Source organism: Brevundimonas sp., from assembly GCF_029945885.1.
Taxonomy (GTDB): domain Bacteria; phylum Pseudomonadota; class Alphaproteobacteria; order Caulobacterales; family Caulobacteraceae; genus Brevundimonas.
Map to the genome: position 1 here is coordinate 142,315 of NZ_JAQSDK010000014.1, position 14,497 is coordinate 156,811.

Sequence of the window (14,497 nt, forward strand, 5' to 3'; positions counted from 1 at the left end):
CAGTTAGCCTTGTTCAACTTTTCAATTTTGAAGTGAACATTCCTTGATTTGTGTCAATTGTTATCGGAATTTTGACTTTTTCTCTGTTCGTTACACGACATTCATAGTCTCCAGGCCAGGCCGCCGCTTGCCAGGCCTTCCCGGTGTTCGAACCGGTCGGCACTGAATCCGTACGCAAGTTCATAGTCCCCGTAGCCGGTCACGCTGTAGGCCGGCCGCAGCCGCAGCCGCAGCCGGACCCGCTCGCCGAGACCGATTTCGAGGCCGCCCCCCAGGCGCAGGCCTGTCCGCATTTCCTGGGCATTCACGGTCACACCGGAGGTGGCATGATCGATGTCAAAACGCGTCCGTACAGCCTCGACCAGGCCATAGACCAGGGTGGAATCGCTGAGCTACCGGCCCCCCGAACCGCGATCACGGCGGACTTGTCGTGCTCGGCCGAATAGATCCTGCCGCTCGGATCCCGTTCGATGTTCCAGTTGACGCCCGACAGGTCGACCTGATCTCGACCCCGGCATACAGGCGTCCGGACTCGATGCCGTAGCCGACGAAGCCTCCCAGCGTGGATCCGTGGCTGCTGCGGGTCGCGTCCAGCAGGGTGCCGCCGCTGCGGATCCCCTGGTTGTCGCTGGCAAGGGCACCATGGCCGGCCGCAACCCCGACATAGGGCCCCGAAAAATCCGTGGCCCGGCGGTCAGGGGTGTCCGTCGCCGGCGCGCGGAAACGCCCCCCCACCGATGCGGAACTGGGCTTCGGTGTTGGAGAAATCGTCGAATTTCCCGCCACCCGCCGGAACGTCATAGTCTTCGTAGGATGTCACCAGATAGTCAGCCCGGATGAAGCCCCGGTCGCTGGCGGTGGCCTCGATGCCGACTCCGACTCCGGACCCATCCGGTATGAGAACCAGGGGCGGACGGTGGCCATGACATCGTCGACCTCGCCGTTGCGGGTGACGGCGATATTATCGTCGTAGGCGGTTCCGGCATCAATGCCGACATTGAGACCGGCGGGGCCGACGACCGGCGGCGGCTCCGAAGCCTCTGCGGCCGGGTCCTGGGCCCAGGCCTGCACTGGAAGGGTACAGACGGTCAGAAGGAGGCCCAGTCCGCCGACCGAGCCCTGGCCCTCGACCGAGACCTGGCCGTTGTGGGTGACGTTGACGTTGCCCGACCTTCCCGGAGCCCGGGAAGGTCGGGCTGTCGGCCCGGCAGTCGCGCCGGTTCGATACCGATGATCCGTCTGCGGAGGCTTGCCTCTTGTGCTAGCGGCCGGACTGCCGAAAACTCACCGAATGCTGATTTTCGCCAACTACCCGTATCGCGATCTTTGGACCCGACGATGGGTCGCGCTCTGTCTGGCGTTTGCGGCCCTGGTCCTGGTCCTGGCCGGGCGTCTGGTTCCGCTTGCCGGCGACCGGGTCTGGATGCTTCCGCTCGTCGGCCTGGCCCTGGTCCCGGCGGCCCTGCCGGGGCGCGGTACGGTCCTGACCGGCATGGCCCTGTCGATAGCCGCCGCCCTGCTGATCGCGCCCGGCGCCGACGCGATGGATGGCCCGGCCAACGGCCTGATCCTGGTGGCCGCCGCCCTGCTCCTCAGCCTGATCGCCGACGGGGTGCGGGAGGCCCCGGCCGCCCGGCTTGCGGCCCGGCTCGACCGACGCTGGCGCGCCAATGCCCTTGGGGAAATGACCGCCATCCTCGCCCATGAATTGACCCAGCCCCTGACGGCGGCCGCCGCCTATCTCCAGGCGGGCCAGACCCAGCTGGGCCGGGCCGGAGCGGGCCATGACGCAGTCCCGGCCTTTGAACTGGTCAGGACCCAGTTGAACCGGGCCGGCGACATCCTGCGCCTGCTGCGCGAACGGCTGATCCCGGGCCCGGGCGAGCGACGACCGGAGCGGGTCTCGGATCTGATGCGGACGCTCAGGCCCGTGGTGAAGGCGATGGGCGCGGCGGCGGGGGTCGCTGTGACCGTCCGGGTCGAGGCCCGGGATGACCGGGTCCTGGCCGACGGTATCCAGATTCAGCAGGCGATGCTAAACCTTGTCCGCAACGCGATTGACTCTGTCGCCGGACAGACGGAGCGGACGGTGACCGTCAGGGGGCGATCCATTTCCACCGACCACTACGAGATCACGGTCGAGGATTCCGGCCCCGGGATGACGCCGGACGCATGGAACCAGACCCTGCATCCCTCGATGGACAATGCCCTGGACGGTCGCGGGCTCGGCCTGTCGGTGACCCGCACCATCCTGAAATATCACGACAGTCGCCTTGCCGTACTTTCGAACGCTGCGGGCGCAGCCGGTTTTCATTTCAGCCTTGCGCGGATCGCCGAACACGGAGTGTCGGCATGACGCCGTCTGTCTTTGTCATCGACGATGATGCCGATGTCCGTGATTCCCTCATCACCCTGTTCCGGGGTGAGGGCCTTCAGGCGCGCGGCTTCGAGAGCGGTGGCGACTTCTTCGATCGGCTGCCTGATGATGTGATGGCCTGTGTCGTCACTGATCTGCGTATGCCGGGTATCGATGGCAGCGAACTGATCCGTCGCGTGATGGAACTGCGGGGCCCCGTCTGGCCGGTCGTGGTGGTCACCGGCCATGCCGATGTTCCTGTGGCCGTGCGACTGATGAAGGCCGGGGTCGTCGATTTCATCGAGAAACCGATCGATCCGGTTCAGCTCGTCGCGTCTGTCAGGAGCTGTCTGTCCCGCCTGATCGACGTCAATGCCGAACGGCAGTCCCGCGCCGCCACCGTCGAGCGGCTGGAGCGACTGACTCCGCGCGAAACCCAGGTCTTCGACGGGCTGATCCGCGGTCAGTCGAACAAGGAAATCGCCCAGGATCTTGAGATCAGCCCCCGCACGGTTGAGGTGTTCCGGGCCAAGATCATGGTCAAGACCGAGGCGGCCAGCCTGTCGGCCCTCGTGCGCATGGGCCTGCAGGTCCAGGGCGATCGTGGCTGGGACGCCTGACGACCGGCGCGCGGTTCAGCCGCGCATCGAGCCGGTGTCGATGAACCGCTGGTGCCACGACAGGGCCTCGCCCGGCAGCATCGGCGTCTGCAGGCCGTAGGAGCCGGCCCGGGCGCGCCGGTAATAGTCGGCCAGCTGCGGCCGGAAATCGGGGTGGGCGCAGTTGGCGATGATCACTTCGGCCCGCTGTTTCGGCGACAGGCCGCGCAGATCGGCCAGGCCCTGTTCAGTGACGATAACCTGTACGTCCTGGTTGATATGATCGACGTGCGAGGCGTGCGGCACGATGGTCGAGATCTTCCCGCCCTTGGCGGTCGAGGCGGCCATGAAGATCGACAAATAGGCGTTGCGGGCAAAGTCGCCGGAGCCGCCGATGCCGTTCTGGATGCGCGAGCCCATGATGTGGGTCGAGTTCACATTGCCGTAGATGTCGGCCTCGATCATGCCGTTCATGGCGATACAGCCCAGCCGGCGGATCAGTTCGGGGTGGTTGCTGATCTCCTGCGGCCGCAGGATGATGCGGTCGTGGAACAGGTCCATCCGCTGGTTCAGGTCATGGGCGGCCTCGGGACTGAGCGAGAAGGCGGTGGCCGAGGCCACCCGCAGCTTTCCGCTCTCGATCAGGGCCAGCATCCCGTCCTGGATCACCTCCGTATAGGCGGTCAGGTTCTCGAACGGCGCGTCCATCAGTCCGGCCAGCACGGCATTGGCCGTATTGCCCACCCCGGACTGCAGGGGCAGCAGTTCGGCCGGCAGTCGTCCCTTCCTCACCTCGTGTTCGAGGAATGCGATCAGGTGGCCGGCCATGGCCCGGTCGTCGGCCTGCGGGGCCGGGAAGGCGGCGTTGCGGTCAGGGGTCTCGGTCTCGACGATGGCCACGATCCGGTCCGGGTCACAACGGAACACGGTCTCGCCGATGCGGTCGTCGGGCCGGATCAGCGGGATCGGCAGCCGGTTCGGCGGCAGGGCCGTGCCGTAATAGATGTCATGCATGCCCTGAAGGGCCGGGTTCTGCCAGCGATTGACCTCGAGGATCACCTGACCGGCCCGGTCCAGCCAGGTCTTGTTGTTGCCGACCGAGGATGACGGCACCAGGGCCCCGTCGGCACGGATGCCGGCGATCTCGATCACCGCCGTGTCCAGTGGCCCGAGGAAGCCCTGCCAGGCGACCGGGGCCACCTGGCTCAGATGCATGTCGAAATATTCCATCTCGCCGCGATTGATGCGGTCGCGGGCGATCGGGTCGGAATTATAGGGCAGGCGGAATTCGATGCCGTCGGCCCGGGCCAGGGCCCCGTCCAGTTCGGGTCCGGTCGAGGCCCCGGTCCAGACGCGCAGTCTGAAGGGCCGGCCGGCCGCGTGTTCGGCCTCGATCCGTGCGGCCAGGGCCAGGGGCACGGCCTTGGGATAGCCGGACCCCGTAAAGCCGCTCAGCCCCACGGTAGTGCCGGGTGCGATCAACCGGGCCGCGTCTGCGGCCGACATGATCTTCGCCTGATGGGCGGCGCTGCCCGTACGATGACCCATCATCCGGTCAGTCGCCCCGCGCCCCGAGTCGCCGGACCCGGTCCAGCCAGTCGCGCCGGCCAGCCGCGCCGATCCCCTCGATATTGCCGATCAGCGTCTCCCGGGTCGGACTGATGCCGACGAAGGCGAGGATGTTGCGCTTCAGGCTCTTCAGCGAATGCGATAGAAAGACGGTGCGATAGACGAAGGCGGGCATCCCCATGGTGACGATGACCCGGGCGGTCCGACCCTTCAGCAGTCCGCCCTGCAGCGTCGGCTCCCCGACCGGAAAGGCAAAGCCCGGCCGGAACACCTGTTCCAGCAAGGCCTTCAGCAGGGCCGGTTCCGCCCCCAGCCACAACGGGTGGATGATCACCAGGTGCCGGGCCCACAGCAGGTCGGCCTGGACCGAGGCCACGGTCGGTGCCGGCGCGCCCATCTCCCAGTCGTGCCGGCTGCGCAGGACCGGAAAGGCCAGGTCGGCCAGGCGGATACGCCGGACCTCATGCCCGGCCTGTTCGGCCCCGCTCGCATAGGCGTCAGCCACGGCATGGCCGAACCGGGTCGCGTCCGGATCGGGGTGGCCGTCGATGAGAGCGATGCGTTGCGACACGGGGCCTCCCGGGGATCAGACGGGCTGCAGACGCTTGACGGTATAGGTGTGCTGGGTCCCGCTGGCGGTCATCAGCGACACATACTCGCCGAGGACGAACGTCTCCTCGCCGAGGCGGAAGCCGGTCACGTCCTCGGTGTCACCCGGATCGAGATCGAGGATCCAGCGGTCGCCGGTGGTGTGGCGCAGTTGGCCGGTCGCCACCGTCGCGTCATCGACGAAGCGGCGCACGTGGCAGCGTTCCGGCTCGGCGTTCAGCGCGGCCAGGTCCAGCCGGCCCTCGGCATCCAGCGGGGCCACAAGGTCATAGCCGGACCCGCCGTCGCCGTGGGGGTGGTCGGCATCACGGGCCAGTTCAAGCCGGATATGCTGGAAGGCGGACATGGACGATTCCTTTTCGGGATCAATGGCTGAGCAGAAGGCAGACGGGGCTGTGGTCGAGCAGGGCCCGGGTCACCCCGCCCAGCGCCCATTCCCGCAGTCGGGCATGGCCGTAGCCGCCGGCGACGATCAGGCCGGCGGATTTTTCGTCGGCGAATTTCAGGATGGCATCGGCGCAGGACTCCTCGCCCCGCCCGCGAACCGCACCCTCGGCGGCAATACCGTGACGGCCCAGCCAGGCCACGACGTCCGCGAGGCGGGCCCGGGCTTCGGCCGTATCCTCGTCGTCGCAGATTTCCAGTACATGGGCGGTGCCGGTCTGGCGCAGCATCGGTACGGCGGCCGCCACCGCGCGCCGGGCCTCGCGACTGTCGGACCAGGCGATCACCGCCGGCCAGCCGATCGGCGTGCGGGGCGCGGCCGGCGGCACCACCATGACCGGGCGGCCGGCGGCCATCAGCACATCCGCCGGGTCGGGGCCGTAGAACGGTGCCCGGTCGGTGCGACGACCGAGGATCAGAAGATCGGCGGCGCGCGACTGTTCGATCATCAGTTCAGCCGGGAAGCCGATGTGCCCGCGCCATTCACCGTCGGCGAGTTCGTGAAACCGGGTCTCGGCGCGCGTCACATTGGCCTCCGCCAGGTCGCGGTACAGGGTCAGGGCCTCGCCCATCATGGCCCCGCCCAGATAGGGGTCGCCGACCGGCGGCGGCACCGGGGCGCTGCCGGACACGCCGATCAGCCGGGCCTCGAAGACCTTTGCCAGGTCACAGGCCAGGGCGATGCGGGTATCACTGTCCAGACCTTCGTCGGCATAGACCATCAGGGTCTTGTAGCTCATGGCGGGGCTCCTGTTCCTTTCCATCAGACCGGGTCGCGGTCGCCGCCGCATTGATCGGGATCAATGCCGCTGCCGGTCCCGTATGGGACAAGGATATCAAGTGAGGGAACCGATCATGTCACCAGTGAAATTCATCGCCCTGGCCCTGCTGGCCGGCTGCACCACCGCCCCGATGCCGGCGACGGATGCCGCGAGCCCGGGAGCCGGGTCAGCGATCGCCGTGACCGACTCGTCGATGGGCGGGTCTGTCGCCCGGGGGGCCGCCCTGGTCCGGACGCGCTGTGTCGCCTGTCATGCCGTCGGGCCTGTGGGCGACAGTCCGCTGGCCATGGCCCCGCCCTTCCGCGAGCTGGGCCGCCGCTATCCGGTCAGCAGCCTGCAGGAATCCTTCGCGGAAGGTCTGGTCACGGCCCATCCGGAGATGCCCGAATTCACCTTCGAGCCCGAGCAGGTCCGGGATTTGATCGCCTATCTCGAGAGCCTTGAGGACACCGGCCGCAGCGCCCGCTAGGGACGGCGGCCGGGCCCGCGCGTCAACGCTGCCGCTCAGGACGGATCGTCACGGCGTCGCGGCAGGGCGGTCTTCAGCGCCGCCCAGCCCACCGCGATGATGAAGGCGGCGAAGACGGCGACGGTTCCGATGATGATGGGGACGACCTGGGCAGGCATGGCGGTTCTCCTGTTGTGGCACCAGAAAATCGCGCCGGGACTTCATCCGCATTGATCGAGGTCAAGCCTGTCAGAACACCCGGTGCAGCACCGTGGCCCCCGAGGCCAGCACCAGGGCGGCCGTGTCCGGCGGGGTGTCCATGGGCCGCACCAGGCTGAGGCTGTCACAGTCGCGAATCTCGGCCACGCGCAGAACCTCGGCGATCAGGGCATCGGCGACAGCCGTCGGATCCAGCAGGTCGAAACTGATCAGCCGGTCGATCTGCAAGCTGGGTCGGCCGGCGAATTTGGGTGCAATCGCATAGAGCAGCAGGCCGCGCAGGCGGCCCGTCCTGTCGCGGGCCGTCAGAATGCCGCCGGTGGCCGGATCGGCCTCGATCCGATGCAGGGCCATGCTGCGCCAGTCGGCCTGCGACAGATCAGCATAGCCCAGACGCACCAGCACATAGGCGTCGTCAATGTCGTCGGCGACAAGATGTCGAACGGATACGATAGGCATTTTGCCTATCCAGGGAATTTTCACCGGCTCCGCCTTGATCTCTGTCAAAAGCTACGTTTGCAGTTCCCCCCGATCCCGCTTAGATTGATCATCAAGGCCAGGATTGACCCATGCTGGAAATCAGAACCTTTCCGTCCAACTGTTTCAGGCGAAGCAGCAGCATAGCTTGCGACACCTGCGGCGCGCGCGCGCTCAGCGTGTGCGGCAGTGTTGACGACACCGACCTGGGCCGGCTCGACGCCATGGCCGAACATGCCAGCTTCGCCGCCGGATCGGTCCTGATCCGCGAGGGCGATCCCGCCCGGCACGTCTTCAACATCACCTCAGGTTCGGTGCGGGTCTACAAGCTGCTGGCCGACGGTCGACGCCAGATCACCGGCTTCCTGTTCACCGGCGACTTTCTCGGCCTGGCCACCGGTGACACCTATGTGTTTTCGGCCGAGGCGGTCGAACCGGCCACGGCCTGCCGCTTCCGCAAGACCGAATACCGGGCCCTGATCCGCGACTGCCCGACGCTGGAGGCCACCCTGTTCGACCGGGCCAATCACGAGCTGGCGGCGGCCCAGAGCCAGATGCTGCTGCTGGGTCGCAAGACGGCGCTGGAACGGATCGCCACCTTCCTGCTGGACCTGCCTTCGCACGATCCGGCCCGGACCATCCCTCCGGGCCATGTCCACCTGCCGATGACCCGGGCCGAGATCGCCGATTATCTGGGTCTGACCATCGAGACGGTCAGCCGGGTCCTGACCCGGCTCAAGACCCAGGGTGTGATCCGCCTGGTCTCCCTGTCGGAATTGCGGGTCGAACAACCCGAGGTCCTGCGCGCTCTGGCCGACGGGGTCGGCTGAACCCGTCAGGCGGCGACGCGCGCCGGCATCGACTCCATCAGGATCCGCCCGTCTGCCGCCAGGCCGGTGACAACCAGCGTCCGGTCGCACAGCGCCAGGGGGGCGGGGCGGTGGCTGACCAGGATCAACCCCTGGCCGAGGGCGGCCAGTCTCTGGTCCAGCCGCTCCAGCACCCGGGCTTCGGTTGCTGCGTCCAGCCCCTCGGTAGGCTCGTCCAGCACCAGCCAGGCGGCATGCCTGAGGCAGGCCCGGGCCAGACCCAGCCGCCGCCGTTCGCCGCCGGACAGCCGCTCGCCGTTGTCGCCCAGGGGCGTATCCAGGCCGGCGGGCATGGCCCGCACCCGATCAGCCAGATCAGCGGTCTCGAGCGCCGCCCACAGATCGGTCTCGCCGGCGTCGGCGCGGGCCAGGGTCAGGTTGTCGCGAACCGTTCCCGCCAGCAGCCGCACGTCCTGGGCCGCATAGGCGAACCGCGCCCGCACACCGCGGACATCCGCGTGGGTCAGGTCGACGTCTCCCAGACGCAACTCGTCCGTAACCGGGTCGCGCAGGGCCATCAGTCGTTCGATCAGGGTTGTCTTGCCCGCGCCGGAGGGGCCGGTGACCGCCAGCCGCCGTCCAGCCGCGAGGGTCAGGTCGAGGGCGACAAGGGTGACCGCATCACCGGTCGGCACGGTCCCGGTCTCCGCCACCGGGTCGTCCAGCACCTCTCCCAGCCGCCGGACCGCCTCGGCGGCGGCCCCGGCCTGACGGAAGCTGGCCACCAGGGCCCCGGCGGCCTCGATCCCGGTCACCGCAGCCAGGGCGGCCAGGGTCACCAGCGGCAGGGGGCTGCCGGCGGAGACCAGCACCACCCCGATGACCGTACCTCCCGTGACCATGCCCTGCCAGGCGGTCATCCAGCCGGCCGCGGCGGCGGCGTCGATGGTGCGGCGGTCCAGGGTCCGGGCCTCGGCGGCGATCTGTTCGACCGCCCAGCTCTCCAGCCCATAGGCGCGCAATTCCGGCGCGGCGGCCTGCAGGGCCGAGAACCGGTCCTTGAACCGGCCGGTCGCGACCTGCACCCGGGCACCGGCAGGGTCGGCGGCCAGCCGGCCGATCGCCAGTGCGCCCAGCACCGCCAACCCGGTCCCGATCCCAACGGTGATGGCCGCCCCGGATCCGGCCAGTCCGGCGAGGGCGATGGCGATGGCCCCGCCCGCCCCGGCGGCCCAAGGTGTGCTCAACCGCACGAACAGGGTCTGGATCGCATCCACGTCCTGGATCATCCGGGCCGAGGCCTCGCCGCTGGACAGGGCCCGCACCCGGCCCGGCGATGCGGCGGCGAGTCCGTCGAACAGGGCCGGCCGTAACCGGGCCAGGGCCTTCAGGGCCGCCGCATGGCCACTGACCCGTTCGACATAGCGGGCACCGGTCCGGGCAATGGCCAGGAAGCGGATCGCGGCACTGGGCAGCAGATAGTTGAAGGCCCCGATGGCCGCGCCCCCGGCGACCCCGGCCAGGGCCGCGCCGGTGATGAACCAGCCGGACAGGCCCAGCAGCAGCACCGAGGCGGCGGTGACCACGGCCCCGGCCGCCGCCGCCAGCGCCAGACGGCCGCCCTGCCGGCGGCGCTGTTCGCGCATCAGCCGGCGGAAGCGGGCGACACCGGTCACAGCTGCACCACGACATCGGCCAGGGCGGCGACCGCCGCCGAATGGGTGGCGATCAGGGTCGTGCGGCCGCGCGCCGCGGTCTGGATCACCGGCAGCAGGGCGGCTTCGGCGGCGGCGTCCAGATTGGCGGTCGGCTCGTCCAGCAGCAGGATCGGTGCCGGTTTCAACAGGGCGCGGGCCAGGCCCAGCCGCCGCCGCTCGCCGCCGGACAGGCCGCCGCCGCGTTCGTCGAGAATCCGGTCGAGGTCGCCGTCCAGACCGGCCAGGGTCGCGACGGCCTGCAGCCGCTGACGCGAGGCCCCGCGCGCGGCCAGGGCGATGTTGTCGCCGAGGGTCCCCGGCACCACGACCGGGGCCTGGCTGGCCCAGCCGACCCGATCGGTGAAACTGCCGGCCGTCGACAGGGTCAGGCCGTCGGTCTCGACCTCGCCCGCGGCCAGGGGAGCCAGGCCCAGCAGCAGGTGCAGCAGGCTGCTCTTGCCCGAGCCGCTCGGCCCGACCAGGGCGATGATCGCGCCGGCCGGCACATCCAGATCGAAGTCGCGCACCGGGCTGACGCCGTCGTCATAGGTGATGGTCACGCCGCGAAAGCGCAGGGCCGGGGCCGGCGCGCCGGCCGGAACGGGTCGCCGGGTGGCGCGGGTCTCGGGCGAGGTGACGGTCGCGGCCAGGGACAGGGCCGCGGCCTCGGCCGCCTGGCGCTCGTGATAGGCCGCCGCCAGCCGCCGCATCGGGGCATAGACCTCCGGGGCCATGGCCAGGACGAAGAAGGCCCGCGACAGGGTCAGGGTCTCCGGCACCGGAAACGGCAGCAGGTGCAGCAGGTTGAAGCCGCAATAGACGGCCACCAGCGCCACGGACAGGGCCGAGAAGAACTCCAGCACCCCGGAGGACAGGAAGGCGATCTTCAGCACCCGGCCGGTACGTCGTTCCAGCGCGTCGGCGGCGCGGGCGATCTCGCCGGTGGTGCGAGCCTCGGCCTGGAAGGCCAGCAGGGTCGGCAGGGCCCGCACCCGGTCGAGGAACAGGCCCGACAGCCGCTCCAGCGCCAGGAACTGCCGCCGGCTCTCGGCCGCAGCCGCCGTGCCGGTCAGGATCATGCCGACGGCGAAGGGGATCAGGGTCAGGGTCAGGATGCCCGCGGCCACCGGACTGGCGACGGCGCACAGGGCGATGACCACCACCGGGGCGACCGCCGCGGCCAGCCGGGCCGGGTTGAACCGGGCATAGTAGCCGTCCAGCGCCTCGACCCCGTCGACCACGGCGGTCATCGGGTCGCCCGCGGGCCGCTGTCCGGCGAACAGCCGGGTCAGCAGGTCGCCGCGCACCCGGCGTTTGACCATGGCGGCCCCCTGACCGGCCGTCATCACGGCCGCCTGTGCGACCAGTCCGCGCAGGGCCAGGCTGACGCCGGCCACCGCCAGCCACGGAACGGCGGCGGCGGGCGTGTGCTGCAGGGCCCCGATGGCCATGGCCAGACCAAGGGCAAACCCAGTGGCTGGCAGGATGTCGGCGATGACCAGGGCCGTGGCCAGGCCGTTCAGCCGCCGCCACGGGCGGGCAACAGCCGCCAGCCAGCGCTTCGGTTCGACGGTCGGGGTCACATCAATTGTGGTCATCGACTGTCGGTAAGTGCCTGCGTCGGTGTAAACTTTGATCAAGATCAAGGTTCAGACCTAAAGCGCCCCCTAGACGGGGCGTCAACCGGTCGTTCGAATCGGCACTCAGGAGACCTGCCCCATGATTGACCTCGCGGTCGTCGATCTGTCCCGCCTGCAGTTCGCCCTGACGGCGCTGTATCACTTCCTGTTCGTGCCGTTGACGCTCGGCCTGTCCTTCATGCTGGTGATCATGGAGAGCATCTATGTGATGACGCGCCGGCCGATCTGGCGGACCATCACCCGGTTCTGGGGCCTGTTGTTCGGGATCAATTTCGCCCTCGGCGTGGCCACCGGCATCACGATGGAATTCCAGTTCGGCATGAACTGGGCGTATTACAGCCACTACGTCGGCGACATCTTCGGGGCCCCGCTGGCCATCGAGGGGCTGATGGCCTTCTTCCTTGAGGCCACCTTCGTCGGGCTGATGTTCTTCGGCTGGGACAAGCTGAGCCGGGTCGGCCACCTGTTCGTGACCTTCATGGTCGCCCTCGGTACCAATCTTTCGGCGCTGTGGATCCTGATCGCCAACGGCTGGATGCAGAATCCGGTCGGCTCGACCTTCAATCCGGACACGATGCGGATGGAGGTCTCGGACTTCATGGCCGTGCTGTTCAACCCGGTGGCCCAGGCCAAATTCGTCCATACGGTCAGCGCCGGCTATGTGATCGCCGCCGTCTTCGTGCTGGGTGTTTCGGCCTTCTACCTGCTCAAGGGCAAACACGTCGGCTTCGCCAAACGCTCGATGACCGTGGCCGCCGCCTTCGGCCTGGCCGCCTCCCTGTCGGTCGTCGTGCTCGGCGACGAGAGCGGCTATGCCCTGACCGACAACCAGAAAATGAAACTGGCCGCGCTCGAGGCCATGTGGGAGACCGAGCCCGCCCCGGCCGGTCTGACCGCCTTCGGCATTCCCAGCCTGAAGGACCGCAAAACCCATTATGAGGTCAAGATTCCCTATGTCCTGGGCCTGATCTCGACCCGCAGCATCAACACGCCGGTCGAGGGCATTCTGCAGCTGGTCGCGACGGCGGAGACCCGGATCGAGAACGGCGTCCTCGCCTATGACGCGGTCGAGCGGATCAAGGCTGATCCGACCGACATCGCCGCCCGTGGCGATTTCGAGGTCCACCGCAACGACCTGGGCTATGCGCTGCTGCTGAAACGCTATGTCGCCGACCCGCGTCAGGCCACGCCCGAACAGGTGGTCCAGGCCGCCTGGAGCACCGTGCCCAATGTGCCGCTGATGTTCTGGGCCTTCCGCATCATGGCCGGCATCGGCTTCCTGATGATCGGCCTGTTCGCCACCGCCTTTGTGCTGTGCACCCTGCGCAAGCACGACACCCGCTGGTTCCTGTGGCTGGCCGTGCTGGCCATCCCCCTGCCGTGGATCTCGACCGAACTGGGCTGGATCCTGGCCGAGGTCGGACGTCAGCCCTGGGCGGTCGAGGGCGTGCTGCCCACCTTCCTCGGGGCCTCCAGCCTGAGCGTCTCCCAGCTGTGGGGCACGATCATCGGCTTCACGGTCCTGTACGGGGCGCTGGCCGTGGTCGAGGTCGGGTTGATCCTGCACGCGATCAAGAAGGGTCCGTTCGCCGAACAGGAAGCCTTCGCCGACCCCGACTCCCCGACCCCCGTCCCCGCGCCCGCCGTCGCCTGACCGTCGATCTCCAGGATACCGAACATGGAACTTCCCATCGACTATGCCACCCTCCGCCTGATCTGGTGGGGCCTGCTGGGCGTGCTGCTGATCGCCTTCGCCCTGACGGACGGCTTTGACCTCGGTGTCGGTGCCCTGCTGCCCTTCGTCGCGAAGACCGATGAGGAACGCCGGATGGTGATCAACACCGTCGGGGCCACCTGGGAAGGCAACCAGGTCTGGTTCATCCTGGGGGGCGGGGCCATCTTTGCCGCCTGGCCCTTCGTCTATGCGGTCAGCTTCTCCGGCTTCTACCTGGCCATGTTCCTGGTGCTGGCGGCGCTGATCCTGCGACCGGTGGCGTTCAAATACCGGTCCAAACGGCCCGGCAAGGCCTGGCGCAGCTTCTGGGACTGGGCCCTGTTCGTCGGCGGCTTCGTGCCGGCCCTGGTGTTCGGCGTGGCCGTCGGCAACGTCCTGATCGGAGCCCCCTTCCGCCTCGACAGTGACCTGCGCAGTTTCTACGACGGTACCCTGCTGGGTCTGTTCACCCCGTTCAGCCTGCTGTGTGGTCTGCTGTCGGTGGCCATGCTGGTGTTGCATGGCGCGGCCTGGCTGGGCATCAAGGCCGAGCACGGCCCGGTCGCGGCCCGGGCCCGCACCTTCGGCACGGTCGCCGGCCTGCTCGGAATCGTCCTGTTCATCGCCGGTGGCCTGTTTGTGGCCTGGGGTGATCTCGGCTTCCGTATCGTCGGGACTGTCGATCCGTCGGGCATGTCCAATCCGCTGCGAACCGCCGTGGTCTCGGCCCCCGGTGCCTGGCTCGACAACTACGGCCTGTATCCGTGGATGGTCGCCGCCCCCGTGCTGGGCCTGGTCGGCGTCGTGGCAGCCCTGATCGGCCTGTGGCGCCGGTCCGAACCCCTGGCCTTCGCCGGCTCGGCGATTTCGGTGATCGGCATCATCTCGACGGTCGGCCTGTCGATGTTCCCCTTCATCCTGCCCAGCTCGATCGATCCCGCCTCCAGCCTGACGGTGTGGAACTCCTCCTCCACCCATCTGACCCTGTTCATCATGCTGGGGGTCACGGTGGTCTTCCTGCCGCTGATCCTGATCTACACCGCCTGGGTCTATAAGGTGCTGTGGGGCCGGACGAGCACCGCCGCCCTCAAGACCAACCCCGACCTGTACTGACCGAACCGAGGACTTGATCTG

16 protein-coding genes are annotated in these 14,497 nt (G+C 68.5%); 6 read left to right on the forward strand and 10 right to left on the reverse strand.

Going from position 1 to position 14,497, the window contains the following annotated elements:
- Positions 1-101: 101 nt before the first annotated feature.
- Together PSV00_RS08445 and PSV00_RS08450 are read right to left on the reverse strand one after the other, a co-directional pair.
- Positions 102-308 carry a hypothetical protein gene (locus tag PSV00_RS08445; protein ID WP_300446082.1) on the reverse strand — a complete coding sequence of 69 codons (207 nt, stop codon included), beginning with the start codon at positions 306-308 and terminating at the stop codon, positions 102-104.
- A 386-nt stretch (positions 309-694) separates the two neighbouring features.
- Entirely contained in the window at positions 695-820 is a 126-nt protein-coding gene (locus PSV00_RS08450; protein ID WP_300446083.1) for a hypothetical protein, read from the reverse strand.
- Positions 821-1,291: 471 nt separating this feature from the next.
- On the opposite strand from PSV00_RS08450, the gene PSV00_RS08455 reads away from it, so the two are divergent.
- Together PSV00_RS08455 and PSV00_RS08460 are read left to right on the forward strand one after the other, a co-directional pair.
- Positions 1,292-2,356 (forward strand): ATP-binding protein, encoded by a 1,065-nt coding sequence (locus PSV00_RS08455; protein WP_300446084.1) that lies wholly within the window; start codon positions 1,292-1,294, stop codon positions 2,354-2,356.
- On the forward strand, positions 2,353-2,976 hold the full coding sequence (locus PSV00_RS08460) for a response regulator (protein ID WP_300446085.1): 624 nt from the start codon (positions 2,353-2,355) through the stop codon (positions 2,974-2,976). Before PSV00_RS08455 ends, PSV00_RS08460 begins: the two co-directional genes overlap by 4 nt.
- Before the next feature lie 15 nt (positions 2,977-2,991).
- Here the strand turns inward: PSV00_RS08460 and PSV00_RS08465 are convergent, their stop codons facing one another.
- The 4 genes from PSV00_RS08465 to PSV00_RS08480 are packed head-to-tail and all read right to left on the reverse strand — an operon-like array spanning position 2,992 to position 6,317.
- A complete protein-coding gene (locus PSV00_RS08465; RefSeq protein ID WP_300446086.1) occupies positions 2,992-4,506 on the reverse strand; it encodes an acetyl-CoA hydrolase/transferase family protein in 1,515 nt (504 codons plus the stop codon).
- Between the two features lie 4 nt (positions 4,507-4,510).
- Entirely contained in the window at positions 4,511-5,095 is a 585-nt protein-coding gene (locus PSV00_RS08470; protein WP_300446087.1) for an NAD(P)H-dependent oxidoreductase, read from the reverse strand.
- A 15-nt stretch (positions 5,096-5,110) separates the two neighbouring features.
- On the reverse strand, positions 5,111-5,479 hold the full coding sequence (locus PSV00_RS08475; RefSeq protein WP_300446088.1) for a hypothetical protein: 369 nt from the start codon (positions 5,477-5,479) through the stop codon (positions 5,111-5,113).
- Between the two features lie 19 nt (positions 5,480-5,498).
- Positions 5,499-6,317: a universal stress protein gene (locus PSV00_RS08480; protein WP_300446089.1), complete on the reverse strand. Its 819-nt coding sequence runs from the start codon at positions 6,315-6,317 to the stop codon at positions 5,499-5,501.
- A 115-nt stretch (positions 6,318-6,432) separates the two neighbouring features.
- On the opposite strand from PSV00_RS08480, the gene PSV00_RS08485 reads away from it, so the two are divergent.
- Positions 6,433-6,828, forward strand: coding sequence for a cytochrome c (locus PSV00_RS08485; RefSeq protein WP_300446090.1), 396 nt, complete (start codon positions 6,433-6,435; stop codon positions 6,826-6,828).
- 35 nt (positions 6,829-6,863) lie between these two features.
- Here PSV00_RS08485 and PSV00_RS08490 read toward each other — a convergent pair whose 3' ends face one another.
- Complete coding sequence (locus tag PSV00_RS08490) at positions 6,864-6,986, reverse strand: hypothetical protein (RefSeq protein WP_300446091.1); 123 nt, start codon at positions 6,984-6,986, stop codon at positions 6,864-6,866.
- 70 nt (positions 6,987-7,056) lie between these two features.
- Positions 7,057-7,485 carry a hypothetical protein gene (locus PSV00_RS08495; protein ID WP_300446092.1) on the reverse strand — a complete coding sequence of 143 codons (429 nt, stop codon included), beginning with the start codon at positions 7,483-7,485 and terminating at the stop codon, positions 7,057-7,059.
- Positions 7,486-7,595: 110 nt separating this feature from the next.
- Between PSV00_RS08495 and PSV00_RS08500 the strand changes: the two genes are divergently transcribed.
- Entirely contained in the window at positions 7,596-8,333 is a 738-nt protein-coding gene (locus PSV00_RS08500) for a helix-turn-helix domain-containing protein (protein WP_300446093.1), read from the forward strand.
- A gap of 5 nt (positions 8,334-8,338) precedes the next feature.
- Here the strand turns inward: PSV00_RS08500 and PSV00_RS08505 are convergent, their stop codons facing one another.
- Entirely contained in the window at positions 8,339-9,988 is a 1,650-nt protein-coding gene (locus PSV00_RS08505) for an ATP-binding cassette domain-containing protein (protein ID WP_300446094.1), read from the reverse strand.
- A complete protein-coding gene (cydD, locus tag PSV00_RS08510; protein ID WP_300446095.1) occupies positions 9,985-11,607 on the reverse strand; it encodes a thiol reductant ABC exporter subunit CydD in 1,623 nt (540 codons plus the stop codon). The genes PSV00_RS08505 and cydD overlap by 4 nt, the downstream gene beginning before the upstream one ends.
- Before the next feature lie 124 nt (positions 11,608-11,731).
- On the opposite strand from cydD, the gene PSV00_RS08515 reads away from it, so the two are divergent.
- Complete coding sequence (locus PSV00_RS08515; protein WP_300446208.1) at positions 11,732-13,303, forward strand: cytochrome ubiquinol oxidase subunit I; 1,572 nt, start codon at positions 11,732-11,734, stop codon at positions 13,301-13,303.
- 24 nt (positions 13,304-13,327) lie between these two features.
- A complete protein-coding gene (gene cydB, locus PSV00_RS08520; RefSeq protein WP_300446096.1) occupies positions 13,328-14,476 on the forward strand; it encodes a cytochrome d ubiquinol oxidase subunit II in 1,149 nt (382 codons plus the stop codon).
- The last annotated feature ends 21 nt before the right edge of the window (positions 14,477-14,497 follow it).